9 protein-coding genes are annotated in these 15,660 nt (G+C 70.3%); 4 read left to right on the forward strand and 5 right to left on the reverse strand.

Features of this window, described 5'->3' with window-relative positions:
* Positions 1-185: 185 nt before the first annotated feature.
* Together ACIOKD_RS11005 and metH are read right to left on the reverse strand one after the other, a co-directional pair.
* Positions 186-887 carry an HAD-IA family hydrolase gene (locus ACIOKD_RS11005; RefSeq protein ID WP_402081212.1) on the reverse strand — a complete coding sequence of 234 codons (702 nt, stop codon included), beginning with the start codon at positions 885-887 and terminating at the stop codon, positions 186-188.
* 283 nt (positions 888-1,170) lie between these two features.
* Entirely contained in the window at positions 1,171-4,698 is a 3,528-nt protein-coding gene (gene metH, locus ACIOKD_RS11010) for a methionine synthase (protein ID WP_402081215.1), read from the reverse strand.
* A gap of 270 nt (positions 4,699-4,968) precedes the next feature.
* Between metH and ACIOKD_RS11015 the strand changes: the two genes are divergently transcribed.
* From ACIOKD_RS11015 to ACIOKD_RS11030, 4 genes are all read left to right on the forward strand, one after another.
* On the forward strand, positions 4,969-5,736 hold the full coding sequence (locus tag ACIOKD_RS11015; RefSeq protein ID WP_402081218.1) for an IclR family transcriptional regulator: 768 nt from the start codon (positions 4,969-4,971) through the stop codon (positions 5,734-5,736).
* 383 nt (positions 5,737-6,119) lie between these two features.
* A complete protein-coding gene (locus ACIOKD_RS11020; RefSeq protein ID WP_402081220.1) occupies positions 6,120-6,908 on the forward strand; it encodes an MIP/aquaporin family protein in 789 nt (262 codons plus the stop codon).
* Positions 6,909-7,022: 114 nt separating this feature from the next.
* Positions 7,023-8,570 carry a glycerol kinase GlpK gene (gene glpK / locus ACIOKD_RS11025; protein WP_402081222.1) on the forward strand — a complete coding sequence of 516 codons (1,548 nt, stop codon included), beginning with the start codon at positions 7,023-7,025 and terminating at the stop codon, positions 8,568-8,570.
* Between the two features lie 6 nt (positions 8,571-8,576).
* Complete coding sequence (locus ACIOKD_RS11030) at positions 8,577-10,202, forward strand: FAD-dependent oxidoreductase (protein ID WP_402081225.1); 1,626 nt, start codon at positions 8,577-8,579, stop codon at positions 10,200-10,202.
* Between the two features lie 208 nt (positions 10,203-10,410).
* Here ACIOKD_RS11030 and ACIOKD_RS11035 read toward each other — a convergent pair whose 3' ends face one another.
* The 3 genes from ACIOKD_RS11035 to ACIOKD_RS11045 all read right to left on the reverse strand — a co-directional run bounded on the left by ACIOKD_RS11035 (position 10,411) and on the right by ACIOKD_RS11045 (position 15,658).
* A complete protein-coding gene (locus tag ACIOKD_RS11035) occupies positions 10,411-13,107 on the reverse strand; it encodes an NACHT domain-containing protein (protein ID WP_402081227.1) in 2,697 nt (898 codons plus the stop codon).
* Between the two features lie 184 nt (positions 13,108-13,291).
* On the reverse strand, positions 13,292-14,518 hold the full coding sequence (gene mtnK / locus ACIOKD_RS11040) for an S-methyl-5-thioribose kinase (RefSeq protein WP_402081230.1): 1,227 nt from the start codon (positions 14,516-14,518) through the stop codon (positions 13,292-13,294).
* Positions 14,519-14,611: 93 nt separating this feature from the next.
* Entirely contained in the window at positions 14,612-15,658 is a 1,047-nt protein-coding gene (locus ACIOKD_RS11045; RefSeq protein ID WP_402081233.1) for an ABC transporter permease, read from the reverse strand.
* Between the last annotated feature and the right edge of the window lie 2 nt (positions 15,659-15,660).

Raw genomic sequence — 15,660 nt, forward strand, 5'->3', positions numbered from 1 at the left:
AATGGCTTGTCAGGCACACTGACAGCCCTCTGTCGACCCCCGCCGCAGTGGCGAACGTCACACCTGCAACTGTGTGTGACAGTACCGGAATTCGGCCATCCGAGGCGCGCGGGAGGCGATCGAATTATTCCGGTGCTGTGACCACGCAGTTTTTCCGCATTTACTCGTGCACCGTGAGTGAACGATTAGCGTTTCTCTGTCATCAGGCCTCGGAGAAAAGGCAGGTCGACCTGTTCGAGGGACCGCACGACGGTCCTTCCGGCGGCCGGCGCGATCGGCGCCACGGAGGGCACGGCCACCACCTGGCAGCCCGCTGCCTCGGCGGCGGCCACGCCCGTCGCGGTGTCCTCGATGACCGCGCACCTGGCCGGGTCCGCGCCCAGCCCGGCGGCGGCGATCAGATACGGGTCGGGGAAGGGCTTGGTGCGCTCCACCTCGTCGCCCGCGACGGTCAGGGCGAAGTTCTGCGCGCCGAGCGAGAGCAGTACGCGGTCGATGATGCGGCGGTGCGAGGCGGAGACCAGCGCGGTGGGGATGCCGTGTGCGGCCAGCTCTGCCAGGAGTCTAGCGGCGCCGGGCATCAGCGGGAGGGACCGGGCGATGCGGTTCTCGAACCCGTCGTTCAGCAGCACGGTGAGCTCGGAGAGGGTGATCGTGGCGCCGGTGGCCTCGATGAGGAAGCCCGCGCTGCGGGTCATGGGGCCGCCGACCACGACGTGGCGCCAGGCGTCGTCCAGCCGGTGGCCGAGTTGGGCGAACACCTGGACCTCGGCGTCCCACCAGAAGCCCTCCGTATCGACGAGGGTTCCGTCCATGTCCAGGAGAACTGCCTGAAGGGTGGAGCCTTCGGCTGTCCGGGTGCCTGGTGGGGGGACCGTACTGGTCATAGGCGCACCTCCGTTTAGGGACGAGAAGGCCGGTTCCCTCCTGGGGAACCGGCCTGCACTGGACCGACCAGTGTACGTCGGCGCTCGCGCGAGCGCCTCATGGGACGGGGCGGGCCCCTGCGAGGGCTGGGGGCGCGGAGGTGTTTGGTCAGCTGACGGTGCGTCGTGGTTGCGCGCGCCGTTCCCCGCGCCCCTGGAAGACGAAAGACTGCGCCGTTCCCCGCGCCCCTTGGAGAAGGGCGAAAGGCTGCGCCGTTCCTCGCGCGCCTGTGGGGCGCCCCCCTCAGCGGGCGTTGAAGTACTTGGCTTCCGGGTGGTGGATGACGATGGCGTCCGTGGACTGTTCCGGGTGGAGTTGGAACTCTTCCGAGAGGTGGACGCCGATGCGTTCCGGTTCCAGGAGGCGGGCGATCTTCGCGCGGTCCTCCAGGTCGGGGCAGGCGCCGTAGCCGAGGGAGAAGCGGGCGCCGCGGTACTTGAGCGCGAACATGTCTTCGACGTCGGCCGGGTCCTCGCCGGCGAAGCCGAGTTCGGAGCGCACGCGCGCGTGCCAGTACTCGGCCAGCGCCTCGGCCAGCTGGACGGACAGGCCGTGCAGTTCGAGGTAGTCGCGGTAGGAGTTCGCCTCGAAGAGCTTCGCCGTCTCCTCGCCGATCCGGGAGCCGACGGTGACGACCTGGAGGCCGACGACGTCCGTCTCGCCGGACTCCTCGGGGCGGAAGAAGTCGGCCAGGCACAGCCGGCGGCCGCGGCGCTGGCGCGGGAAGGTGAAGCGGGTGCGTTCGTTGCCCTGGTCGTCCAGGAGGATCAGGTCGTCGTCCTTGGAGACGCACGGGAAGTAGCCGTATACGACCGCCGCTTCGAGGAGGTTCCCTGTCTGCAGCTGGTCCAGGAGGCCGCGAAGGCGCGGCCTGCCCTCCGTCTCCACCAGCTCCTCGTACGTCGGCCCGTCGCCCGTGCGGGCCTGCTTGAGGCCCCACTGGCCCTTGAACAGGGCGCCCTCGTCCAGCCAGGACGCGTACTCCTTGAGCTGGATGCCCTTGATGACGCGGGTGCCCCAGAAGGGCGGGGTGGGGACCGGGTTGTCGACGGCCACGTCCGAGCGGGCCGCGCCCTCCTCCGGGTGCTCCTCGACGACCGGCTGGGCGGTTGCGCGCACCCGGCGCTGCTTCAGCTCCGGCAGCACGGCGCCCGGTACCCCGCGCTTGACCCCGATGAGGGCGTCCATCAGGCGCAGGCCCTCGAACGCGTCGCGGGCGTAACGGACCTCGCCGTCGTAGATCTCGTGCAGGTCCTGCTCGACGTACGCCCGGGTGAGGGCGGCGCCGCCGAGGATGACCGGGTAGTCGGCGGCCATCTTGCGCTGGTTGAGCTCCTCCAGGTTCTCCTTCATGATCACCGTGGACTTGACCAGGAGCCCCGACATGCCGATGACGTCCGCGCGGTGTTCCTTGGCGGCATCGAGGATCGCGGAGACGGGCTGCTTGATACCGAGGTTGACGACGGTGTAGCCGTTGTTGGACAGGATGATGTCGACGAGGTTCTTGCCGATGTCGTGGACGTCTCCGCGCACGGTGGCCAGCACGATGGTGCCCTTGCCGTCGTCGTCGGTCTTCTCCATGTGCGGCTCCAGATGGGCCACCGCGGTCTTCATGACCTCGGCGGACTGGAGCACGAACGGCAGTTGCATCTGACCCGAGCCGAACAGCTCGCCGACGACCTTCATGCCGTCGAGCAGCGTCTCGTTGACGATGTCGAGGGCCGGGCGCTCCTTCAGGGCGTCGTCCAGGTCCTGTTCGAGGCCGTTCTTCTCGCCGTCGATGATGCGCCGCTTGAGCCGCTCGTCCAGCGGCAGGGCGGCGAGTTCCTCCGCGCGGCCTGCCTTGCGGGACTTGCTGGTCGCGCCCTCGAACAGCGCCATCAGCTTCTGCAGCGGGTCGTAGCCCTCGCGGCGGCGGTCGTGGATGAGGTCGAGGGCCGTGGTGACCTCCTCCTCGGTGAAGCGGGCGATCGGCAGGATCTTCGAGGCGTGCACGATCGCCGAGTCGAGGCCGGCCTTGACGCACTCGTCGAGGAAGACCGAGTTGAGCAGGACGCGCGCGGCCGGGTTGAGGCCGAAGGAGATGTTCGACAGGCCGAGGGTGGTCTGGACGTCGGGGTGGCGCTGCTTGAGCTGCCGGATCGCCTCGATGGTGGCGATGCCGTCGCCCCGGGACTCCTCCTGGCCGGTACAGATGGTGAAGGTCAGGGTGTCGATGAGGATGTCCGACTCGTGGATGCCCCAGTTGCCGGTGAGGTCGGCGATGAGGCGCTCGGCGATCGCGACCTTGTGCTCGGGGGTGCGCGCCTGCCCCTCCTCGTCGATGGTGAGGGCGATGAGCGCGGCGCCGTGCTCCTGCGCGAGCCTGGTGACCTTCGCGAAGCGGGACTCGGGGCCGTCGCCGTCCTCGTAGTTGACGGAGTTGATGACCGCGCGACCGCCGAGCTTCTCCAGGCCGGCCCGCAGGACGTCGACCTCGGTGGAGTCGAGGACGATCGGCAGGGTGGAGGCGGTGGCGAAGCGGCCGGCCAGTTCCTGCATGTCGGCGACGCCGTCGCGGCCCACGTAGTCGACGCACAGGTCGAGCATGTGCGCGCCCTCGCGGATCTGGTCGCGGGCGATCTCCACACAGTCGTCCCAGCGGCCCTCCAGCATGGCCTCGCGGAACTTCTTCGAGCCGTTGGCGTTGGTGCGCTCGCCGATCGCCATGTAGGCGGTGTCCTGGCGGAACGGCACGGTCTGGTAGAGCGAGGCGGCGCCGGGCTCGGGGCGCGGGTTGCGCGGGGCCGGTGTCATGTCCCGTACGCGCTCGACGACCTGCCGCAGGTGCTCGGGCGTCGTGCCGCAGCAGCCGCCGATCAGCGAGAGGCCGTACTCCGTGACGAAGGTTTCCTGGGCGTCGGCGAGTTCGGGTGCGGTCAGCGGGTAGTGGGCGCCGTTCTTGCCGAGGACCGGGAGGCCCGCGTTCGGCATGCAGGACAGCGGGATGCGGGAGTGGCGGGCCAGGTAGCGCAGGTGCTCGCTCATCTCGGCGGGCCCGGTGGCGCAGTTCAGGCCGATCATGTCGATGCCGAGCGGTTCGAGCGCGGTGAGCGCGGCGCCGATCTCCGAGCCGAGGAGCATGGTGCCGGTGGTCTCGACGGTCACGGAGACGATCAGCGGCAGGTCCACGCCGAGGTTGTCCAGGGCCCGGCGGGCGCCCAGCACGGATGCCTTCGTCTGCAGCAGGTCCTGGGTGGTCTCCACGAGCAGCGCGTCGGCGCCGCCGGCGATCATGCCTTCGGCGTTCCGCTGGTAGGCGTCGCGCAGGAGCGTGTACGGGGCGTGGCCGAGGGTCGGCAGCTTGGTGCCGGGGCCCATGGAGCCGAGGACCCAGCGCTGCTGTCCGGTGGCGGCGGTGAACTCGTCGGCGACCTCGCGGGCGATGCGCGCGCCGGACTCGGAGAGTTCGTGGACGCGTTCGGCGATGTCGTACTCGGCGAGGGCCGCGTGGTTGGCGCCGAAGGTGTTGGTCTCGACGCAGTCGACGCCCACCGAGAAGTATTCCTCGTGGACGGAGCGCACGATGTCGGGGCGGGTGAGGTTCAGGATCTCGTTGCAGCCCTCAAGGTTCTGGAAGTCCTCAAGGGTCGGGTCCTGTGCCTGGAGCATGGTGCCCATCGCGCCGTCGGCCACCACCACGCGGGTGGCGAGCGCCTCGCGGAGGGCGTCGGTTCGAGTCCGGCTGTAGGCCGACTCGGACGGAAGGGACGGGTTCGGCAACGAGGCCATGGAAGATGCTCCCTGGAGTGCGACGGCTGTCGGCTTTGCGCTTCTTGCGGAAGGCGCACGCCGTCAGGGTAGCCCGCGGCGGCACCGGAGGGTCAGGGCGTCCACGGGACGGACGCGCGATCCGTACCCGGTGCCGGGTGGGATGCGTTCGCAACTCATCACGACCACCCGTTAGCGGGAGGTCGGCGGCGAGCGGTAATGTTCGACATTGCCGAACGGTGGCAGCGAAGCGGCGACCGACGGTCCAAAGGGACGGAGGGCACGACGGCGATGGCACGGAACATCCAGTCGCTCGAACGGGCGGCCGCGATGCTGCGGCTGCTCGCGGGCGGGGAGCGACGGCTCGGCCTGTCGGACATCGCCTCGTCGCTGGGCCTGGCGAAGGGCACGGCCCACGGCATCCTGCGCACACTGCAGCAGGAGGGTTTCGTCGAGCAGGACGGGCCCTCCGGGCGCTACCAGCTGGGCGCCGAGCTGCTGCGCCTGGGGACGACCTATCTCGATGTGCACGAACTGCGGGCGCGCGCCCTGGTGTGGACCGACGACCTGGCCCGCTCCAGCGGCGAGAGCGTCTATCTGGGGGTGCTGCACCAGCAGGGCGTGCTGATCGTGCACCACGTGTTCAGGCCCGACGACAGCCGGCAGGTGCTGGAGGTCGGGGCCATGCAGCCCCTGCACTCCACGGCGCTGGGCAAGGTCCTGTCGGCGTACGACCCGGTGGCGCACAGCGAGGCCCTGGAGGCCGAGCGCGAGGAGTTCACGGCGCGTACGGTCAGCGCGCCCGAGGCGTTCGAGCACATCCTCGACCTCACCCGCGCGCGCGGGTACGCGGCCGACGTCGAGGAGACCTGGACGGGAGTGGCCTCGGTGGCGGCCCCCGTTCACAACCAGCGGCGGATGCCCGTCGGAGCGGTGGGGGTCACGGGGGCGGTGGAGCGTGTCTGCGACAAGGACGGCGAGCTGCGTCCCGAACTGATCGCCGCCGTCCGCGACTGTGCCCGCTCGGTCTCCAGGGACCTGGGCGCCGGGCGGTTCTGAGCCCGCGCCGGGCCCCGGGTGGGGCCCGGCCGGGTCCGGGCCCGCGATCGTGGGAAGAAGGCCGGTACGTCGACGACGTACCGGCCTTCGTCGTGCTCCGCCGGCCACGGAACGTTCCTGCTCGCACGCGGTGTGCGGTCGTTCTCTTGATCGATAGGTCACAGCAGTCAATAACGATCGTGTTTTCGATAACAGGGGCCTTGACGAGGTGGTATTAGCAGAGCAAGACTCCCGTCCATCGGTCGGCATTGTCGAACACCTACCGGCAATACGCGTTAGAGTGTGACAAGGCCAAGGGCCGGCAACGACCTCACCTGAGGTCGCGAACCACCGGAGGGACCCGGTGTTCGCCTTCCCCTGGACGAAGGACAAAGGAGTCGCGGGTGTCCAGCTCCGACATCTTCATCGGCGAGACCATAGGTACCGCCATACTCATCCTGCTCGGCGGTGGCGTGTGCGCCGCCGTCACGCTGAAGGCCTCCAAGGCACGCAACGCCGGGTGGCTCGCCATCACCTTCGGGTGGGGCTTCGCGGTGATGACCGCCGTGTACATATCGGCGCCTCTCTCCGGTGCCCATCTGAACCCGGCCGTCACCCTCGGCATCGCGATCAAGGACGACGACTGGAGCAACGTCCTGACCTATTGGTCGGGCCAGCTCCTCGGCGCCATGATCGGCGCGGTACTCGTGTGGATCGCGTACTACGGACAGTTCCTCGCGCACCTCACCGACCGCGCCATCGTCGGGGGCCCCGGTGCACAGGACGTCAAGTCCGTGGAGGCCCGGGAGGCCAAGGCGGGCCCGGTGCTCGGTGTCTTCTCCACCGGCCCGGAGATCAGGGTCGTGTGGCAGAACCTGGCCACGGAGATCATCGGCACGATCGTGCTGGTGCTCGCGGTCCTCACCCAAGGGCTCAACGACAGCGGCAAGGGTCTCGGCACCCTCGGCGCGCTGATCACCGCCTTCGTGGTCGTCGGCATCGGTCTCTCGCTCGGTGGTCCGACGGGGTACGCGATCAACCCGGTCCGTGACCTCGGCCCGCGCATCGTGCACGCCCTGCTGCCCCTGCCCAACAAGGGCGGCTCGGACTGGAGCTACGCCTGGATCCCGGTCGCCGGACCGCTGATCGGCGGAGCGATCGCCGCAGGCATCTACAACGTCGCCTTTGCTTAGAGCCGTACGTCCGCTCGGCGCCGACGTCCGTCCGGTACGGGACGGACGTCGGCCGGAGCCGGGAGCAATACGCCGTAAGCCAGCCCTTCATCCACGGACCTTCAGGAGCACACCGTGACCGACGCGCACACCGCCGGCCCCTTCATCGCCGCCATCGACCAGGGCACCACCTCCAGCCGCTGCATCGTCTTCGACCGGGACGGGCGGATCGTCTCCGTCGACCAGAAGGAGCACGAGCAGATCTTCCCGAAGCCGGGCTGGGTCGAGCACGACGCCGCCGAGATCTGGACCAACGTCGAAGAGGTCGTCGCCTCGGCCGTCGAGAAGGCCGGCATCACCCGCGACGACATCAAGGCCATCGGCATCACCAACCAGCGCGAGACGACGCTGCTGTGGGACAAGAACACCGGTGAGCCCGTCCACAACGCCCTCGTCTGGCAGGACACCCGCACCGACGCGCTCTGCAAGGAGCTCGGCCGCAACGTCGGCCAGGACCGCTTCCGCCGCGAGACCGGCCTGCCGCTCGCCTCGTACTTCGCCGGTCCCAAGGCCCGCTGGCTGCTCGACAACGTCGAGGGCCTGCGCGAGCGCGCCGAGGCCGGCGACATCCTCTTCGGCACGATGGACAGCTGGGTCATCTGGAACCTGACGGGCGGTGTGAACGGCGGCCGGCACGTCACCGACGTCACCAACGCCTCCCGCACGATGCTGATGAACCTGCACACCATGCAGTGGGACCCGAAGATCGCCGAGTCCATCGGCGTCCCGCTGAACATGCTGCCCGAGATCCGCTCCTCCGCCGAGGTGTACGGCGAGGTCACCGGCGGCAAGCTGGGCGACCTGCTCGGCGGCATCCCGGTCGCCTCCGCGCTCGGTGACCAGCAGGCGGCCCTGTTCGGCCAGACCTGTTTCGCCGAGGGCGAGGCCAAGTCCACGTACGGCACCGGCACGTTCATGCTGATGAACACCGGCGACAAGCTCATCAACTCGTACAGCGGCCTGCTGACCACCGTCGGATACCAGATCGGCGACCAGAAGCCGGTCTACGCCCTTGAGGGCTCCATCGCCGTCACCGGCTCACTCGTGCAGTGGATGCGCGACCAGATGGGCCTGATCAAGTCCGCCGCCGAGATCGAGACGCTCGCGCTGTCGGTCGAGGACAACGGCGGCGCGTACTTCGTACCGGCCTTCTCCGGTCTGTTCGCCCCGTACTGGCGGCCCGACGCCCGCGGCGTGATCACCGGCCTGACCCGGTACGTCACCAAGGCGCACATCGCGCGCGCCGTCCTGGAGGCCACCGCCTGGCAGACCCGTGAGATCAGCGACGCCATGACGAAGGACTCCGGCGTCGAGCTCACGGCCCTCAAGGTCGACGGCGGCATGACCTCCAACAACCTGCTGATGCAGACCCTGGCCGACGTCCTGGACGCCCCCGTGGTGCGCCCGATGGTCGCCGAGACCACCTGCCTCGGCGCCGCCTACGCCGCCGGTCTCGCCGTCGGCTTCTGGACGAACACCGAGGACCTGCGCGCCAACTGGCGGCGGGCCGCGGAATGGACCCCGAACATGGCCGCGGAGACCCGCGACCGTGAGTACAAGAGCTGGCTCAAGGCCGTCGAGCGGTCCATGGGCTGGCTCGAAGACGATGCTGACGAGGAGTAATTCGCAATGACCACCCTGCAGAGTGTCCCGGCTCTTGGGACGCACCCGGCCAACGGCTCCGCCGCGTTCCATGCGAAGGCAGTGGGCCGCGCCGAGACCCGGGAGCAGCTGTCCAGGACGACATACGACCTCCTGGTGATCGGTGGCGGAATCCTGGGCATCTCCACCGCCTGGCATGCCGCTCAGTCGGGTCTGCGGGTGGCCCTGGTCGACGCCGGCGACTTCGCCGGCGCGACCTCCTCCGCCTCCTCCAAGCTGCTCCACGGCGGTCTGCGCTACCTGCAGACCGGCGCGGTGAAGCTGGTGGCGGAGAACCACTTCGAGCGCCGTGCGGTCTCCCGTCAGGTGGCCCCCCACCTGGCGAACCCGCTCACGTTCTACCTCCCCGTGTACAAGGGCGGGCCGCACGGCGCGGCGAAGCTGGGCGCGGGTGTCTTCGCGTACTCGGCGCTCTCGGCCTTCGGTGACGGTGTGGGCCATCTGCTCTCGCCGTCGAAGGCCGCACAGGACGTTCCCGAGCTGCGTACGGACAACCTGAAGGCCGTCGCCGTCTACGGCGACGACCAGATGAACGACTCCCGGATGGCCCTGATGACGGTCCGCGCGGCCGTCGAGTCGGGTGCCACCGTGCTCAACCACGCCGCGGTCACCGGCCTGCGCTTCACCCGGGGCCGGGTGACCGGCGCCGAGCTGAAGGACACACTCTCCGGTGACGAGTTCGGCGTGTCGGCGCGCCTGGTGCTGAACGCGACCGGGCCGTGGGTGGACCACCTGCGCAAGATGGAGGACGAGAACGCGGCGCCGTCCATCCGCCTCTCCAAGGGCGCGCACCTGGTCCTCAAGCGCACCTCCCCCTGGAAGGCCGCGCTGGCCACCCCGATCGACAAGTACCGCATCACCTTCGCCCTCCCCTGGGAGGACATGCTGCTGCTCGGCACGACCGACGAGGAGTACGAGGGCGACCCGGCGGACGTCTCGGTCACCGAGAGGGACATCGCCCAGATCCTGGACGAGGCCGCCTTCTCGATCCGCGACAAGCAGCTGACCCGCGATCTGATCACGTACTCCTTCGCGGGTCTGCGCGTCCTGCCCGGTGGCCCCGGCGACACGTCGAAGGCCAAGCGGGAGACGGTCGTCACCGAGGGCAGGGGCGGCATGCTGTCCGTCGCGGGCGGCAAGTGGACGACCTTCCGGCACATCGGCCGGACCGTCATGAAGCAGCTGGAGTCGCTGCCGGGCCGTCCGCTCGGTGAGGACTTCGAGCCGATCTCCGCGCTGCCGAAGAAGCTGCCGCTGCCGGGTGTCGCCAACCCGCGCGCGGTCGCGCACCGGCTCCTGGTCGACTCCCCGGCGCCCGGTCCGCGCATGGCCGCCGACACGGCCAAGCACCTGGCGACGCACTACGGTTCGCTGGCCTTCGACATCGCCCGGCTGGCCGAGGACAACCCGGAGCTGGCCGGACGCGTGCACGAGGACGCTCCCGAGATCTGGGCCCAGGTCGTGTACGCCCGCGACAACGAGTGGGCACAGACGGCGGACGACGTCCTGCGCCGCCGCACCACCCTGACCATCCGCGGCCTCGCGAACGACGAGATACGCGGGAAGGTCCAGAACCTGCTCGACAACAAGTAGGCCCCGAGGGCCCCTGCCGGTGAGCGGGTGCGGGCCCGTCGTGGCCGGCCGCGCCGTTCCCCGCGCCCCCAAGAACGACAAGCAACGCACCCCGCCACCTCAACCTTTCAGGGGCGCGGGGAACGGCGCAGTCCTTCGGGGGCGCGGAGAACGGCGCGGCCGGCCTCCATCGCCCCGCAGCCGCATCATCACGCTCGCGGCGGAACGCTCAACCCCGCCAACGCCCGCCGGAGAAGCGGGTGAGCGCACCGGCGAGGTCAGGCGGCACGCTCTCCCGGAAGTGCAGCGCCATCACCAGGTACCACCCATCGCGCCCCCGGAACATCCCCGGTGGTTCCGGCGCCCCCGGCCGCAACCGTACATGCGGCCCGTACACCCGCTGGTTGCGGCCACGGACGTACACCTGCCGGACGCGAACGGCGAGAACGTCCTCCCAGGAGTACGCGGCCCGCCGTCTTCCCCTGGACGCGACGATCCCCCAGTGGTCGATGCGCAAGGTCAGGCGCATCTTCGGCAGCAGGAACGCGGCCACGTTCACGAACACGGCGAACACGGGCCAGAACAGCACGCTGCTCCAGCCCATCGTGTTGTCCCAGTTGCCGGTCGCGGCCATGCGCACCGCCGCGAGCACCATGAAGAGACCGCACAGCGGCCAGTGCCCCAGCGGCAGACGCCGGTCACGGGCGTCCAGGGCGTACTCGTGGTCGTTGGAGACGACGGTGTAGCCGGACAGTTCGTGCAGCGGCGGTGGATTGTCCAGGAACTCCGAGAGCCGGGGCTGCGGCCCGGCGGGGTGCGGCTGCCGGTTCGGCTGCGGGCTCGGCTGCGGGCCCGTCACCGTGAACGGCTGCCGCGGGCCGGCCCCGGTGGAGGCGGCCAGGAGTGGGTCCGCCGGCAGCACGGCGGCCGGACGCCCCGCCAGATGTTCCTGCAGCCTGAGATGCCGGAACCGGTACGTGCCACCGTACCGCTGGAGCAGTCCCCCGCCGTACGCGTCCCGCAGGAACTCCATGAGGGACCAGGGCACCCGGCCCAGCACGGCGAGCCATGACTTGGAGACCACCCACAGGCACCAGGGGCTGACGGCGACCAGGACGATCACGGCGCCCGTCATGCCCTTGGCGAAGGCCACCCAGAAGTCGACCGTGCCGTGCTCGGTCAGCAGGCTGTGCGCTCCGGTGCCCAGGCCGATCAGCGGGGCGACCACGCCGAGGGTGAGCAGACCCGCGCGGCGCTCGCCCGCCAGCAGTTCGTCGGGGGTCGCCGCGTCGACCGTGTCGGCGGGCGCGGCGATCACGAGCATCACGAGCGCGGGCAGGATGTATCCGAGGACGGCCTGAGCCGTGAACGCCTCACTGTGATAGGTGCCCTGGGCCATGAGCAGGAGGAACCCGCCGGGCACCACGAGAATGGCGAGCGAGGTCAACGCGCGGCGCACGGAGGCCGCCCGGGACACGGAGCGCAGCGCGGCACCGGCCTTGAAAGGGTTGGCCCGGCGGCGCGGTTCCCAGAAGCGGTCGCCGTACCACTGGAGCGTGGTGAGTTGGATGCCGGTGGCGAGGACGGCGGCGCCGAACAGGTAGTTGCGGTCGAACATGTCGATGTTCAGCTGGGGCGAGTCGCTGTAGGCGTCTTCCACCCGGGTCACCGCCGCCATCATCGACTCGGCGAGCGCGATACAGAGGGCCACCAGGGTCGGTATCGCGAGCAGCCGTGCCGCCCTGGCCCGGTTCAGCCGCCACCAGGCGAACTCGCCGGTGCGGCGGCGTTCCAGCTCGCGGGCGAGGAACGCGAGCCAGCCCCGGGCGCGGGCGGGGTTCCAGTGGCCCGGCGCGTGCAGCCGCTCGCTGTCGTGGGCTCGGGGTGCGAAGGCGGCCGGGATCACCGTGTCCATCAGGTGGCTCTCGACCGCCTCCCTGGTGGGCAGCCGGACGCGGTCGGCGAGGCGGGCCGGGTCGGTGTGGGCCGGCCGGTGGGCGCGCCGGGCGAGCCAGATCATCAACGGGGTGGAGAGGGCCTGGCCGAGGGGTCCTTCGGGGTGTTCGGCGAGTTCGTCGAGGACCGGGCCCCACTGTTCGTGCCGTGCCCGGTCGGCCGTGCGCAGCAGATGGACCGCGGCGTCACGTGGGCCCACCGGCAGGGCCTCGATGTCCGAGGCGCCCACGACCCTGACGTCGAGTGTCCGGTACTCCTGGGTCCTGGAGGCCAGGACGAAGCCCAACTCCCTGGGTGCGGAGTTCAGTTCGCGGATCACGGCGGCCCGGCGGTGCTCGGGGAGTTCGTCGAGGCCGTCGAGTACCGGCAGGACGCGGCCGTCCCGTACGAGGCGGCGGGCGGGATGCGCGCCGGCCACCCGGGGCAGCCCGGGGTGGTCCTCGGCGAGCCGGGCGACCAGCCAGTCGCGCAGCCCCACGCTCTCCGCGTCCCACGACTCCAGCGAGAGGAGCAGCGGGACGGGTACGCCCCGGTCGCCGGGCACGCGGCGGGTCACATCACCCAGGTGGCGTGCGGCGAGCAGGACGACGGTCATGGCGAGCAGGGTCGACTTGCCGGAGCCGGGGCCGCCGAGCACGAGGAGGCGCCGTGCGTCCAGGTCGAGCAGGGCGTCCGCGATGTCGCCGAGCCGGTCGCTGCGCGCGGGCCGTGCCGCGGTGGCGTCCGCGGCCGGTGCCGTGCCGCCGGCCGGGGCGGTGGCTCCCCAGCGGGCCAGCCAGCGCACCGCGAGCGGGCCCTCGATGTCGCCGAGTTCCCAGGCGGCCACCTCGGCCGACCACTGGGCGCGTACGGACCGGGCCAGTTCCTCGGCCGCGGTGTCGACCGCCTCGCGCGGAGGCGGCAGGTTGACGACCAGGTCGCCCTGGATCCAGCCGGCCTGGACGAGGTACTCGATCGTGCTGTCGCGCACGATGTTGCGCACCTCGGACGGTGGTCTCCACTCGTCCCCCCCGTGCCCCCCGTGCCCCCCGTGCCCCCCGTGCCCCCCGTCTCGCCCGTCCCGTCCGCCCCGTAGCGTGTCCATGAGCAGATTGTCACCGTGCGCACGCCGTCCGTCACGCGAACTCACAGGATCGGCACACCTGTTGGCTCGTTCACATCTGCGATGCCCTGACGCTGCCGGTGCTGCCGGTGCTGCCGGTGGTCTCGATGTCCTCGATGTCCTCGGGGCGGAGCAACTCCGTCCTGCGGAGGATGAGTTGGCGTCCGAGCTGGAGTGTGGCGCGTGAGGCGGGGACCGGGTCGGGCAGGGTCGTCAGGTCGGTGAGGTGGGCGAAGCCGATGACGCGGCGCACGATCTCGGTGCCGGCGAATCCGACCGCGTCGGTCCACACACGGCGCAGGAAGCGGTCGAGGTAGGCGTCGTCGAAGAAGGTGTCGACGCGGGTCGGCCACAGGCCACGGAACCCGGTCTCGAACCCCTCCCAGCAGAGGCGGAGTTGGGCCGCGTGGTCGGTGACCGTGCCGAGGGCCCGCGCCCGGGCCGTGGCGACGAGGACGTTGGCCCAGTACAGGCCGAGGTCGTAGCCGATCGGGCCGACGAAGGAGAACTCGGGGTCGAAGACCCGGATCACGGGGGTGTCGTCGCGTTCGCCGACCATGACGCTGCCGGTGTGCAGGTCGCCGTGGAGCAGGGCCTGCGCGGACGTCATGAAGGTGTGGCGCAGGTCGGCGACCTCGGTGCGCAGCCGGGTGTCGGCGCGGAACTCGGCGGCGAGGTCGTCGAGTTCGGGATGCCAGTGGTTGTGCTCGTGCTCGATGTAGGGCTCGGAGAGGACGACGTCCTCGGTGATCCTGCACAGCTCGGGGCTGACGGAGGCCGCGATCAGAGCCTTGCGCTCGGCGGACGGCATACCGAAGTCGCTGGTGGCGAAGGCGAGTTGGGCGACGAACTCACCGACCCTGCGTGAGGTGTCCGGGCCGTAGGAGCCGCCTTCGTTCAGGACCGTGCGCAGGACCTCAAGGTCGGACATGTCCTCCATGACGAGGGCGTGGTTGCCGGCGTCGTAGCCGTGGATCGCCGGGATCTTGTCCGGGGCGACCCTGGCGACCTGCTCGTAGGCGCGGGCCTCGGCGTCGGCGCGCTCGGGGCTCATCGGCCAGGAGGGGCCCGCGACCCGGACCCAGGGCAGGGCCTGCTTGACGGCGAGGCCGCGGGTGCCGGCGCCGTTCGAGGCGAGGAACACGCGGTTCATGTTGCCGTCGGAGACCTCGCGGACCTGGATGTCGTCCGGGTCGTCCGGGTCGTCCAGGTCGTCCCAGTGGCCGCGCTCGCGCAGGTACGCGGGCACGTCCTCGGTCTCCAGAATGCGGTAGCCCATGTGAACTCTCTTGTGCGGTAGCGCTGTTCGGTACAGCTGTTCGGTACGCGTCGGTACGGCTGTTCGGTACGCGACAGACGATCGGCGGTACGGCTATGCGGTGCGGCGCTTGGACAGGGTGAAGCTGAAGACCAGGGCGAGGATGAGGACCGCGCCCTCGACGACGTCCTGCGTGTAGTACGGCAGGCCCTTGATGGTCAGACCGGTCGTGATGATGCCGATCAGAACGGCGCCCAGGGCGGTGCCCCAGACGTTCGGGCGGCCACGACCGAGGACGGAGGTGCCGACCAGGGCGACCGCCACCGCCTCCAGGAGCTGGGAAGTGCCGGCCGAGACGTCCCCCTGTCCGATACGGGAGGCCAGGATGAGGCCGCCGATCGAGGCGAGGACGCCGGACATGACGTACGCCAGGGCCCGGTAGGCGCCGACTCGGATGCCGGCCAGCCGGGATGCCTCCGGGTTCGCGCCGATCGCGTACAGGACGCGGCCCCAGCGGGTGCGGGCGAGGAACACCCAGGCGACGACCGTGAGCGCGCCGAAGATCAGCACCGAGACCGGGATACCGAGGACCGAACCGCGGTCGATGCGCAGAAAGCCCTCGGTGAACTTGCCCGGCGCGGTGGAGCCGTCGGACCGGGTCATGCCTGGGGTGATGGACTGGCCGTCGACCAGGACGAGTTTGGTGCCCTGGATCACGAACATGGTGCCGAGCGTGGCCAGCATGTCGGGGATCTTGAGGACCACGATCAGCAGCGCGTTGAGCAGCCCGGCCAGCGCGCCCGCCGCGATGACGGCGAGGATCGCCACGAGGCCGACCTGGTTGTACGAGACCATCGTCTTGGCGGCGACCGTGACGCCGAGCCCCGCGACGGCGCCGACGGACATGTCGATGCCGCCCACCGCCATGGTGAGGGTGACGCCCAGGCCGAGGATCGCGGCGACGGACACGTACCGGAGGGTGTCCAGGAGCGTCGCGGAGTCGCGGAACGACGGCTCGCTGAGCGCGAAGTACGCGAAGAGCGTGACGGTGACGAAGATGAAGCCGTACTTGATGACGGCGCTCTGGACCCGCAGGGCAGGAGAGGTCGCGGGCGGCAGGGCCGCCTTGGTCGGCACCTCGGTGCTCCGGGTGGTGGTCATGG

It is taken from the genome of Streptomyces sp. NPDC087844, assembly GCF_044742785.1.
GTDB lineage: Bacteria > Actinomycetota > Actinomycetes > Streptomycetales > Streptomycetaceae > Streptomyces.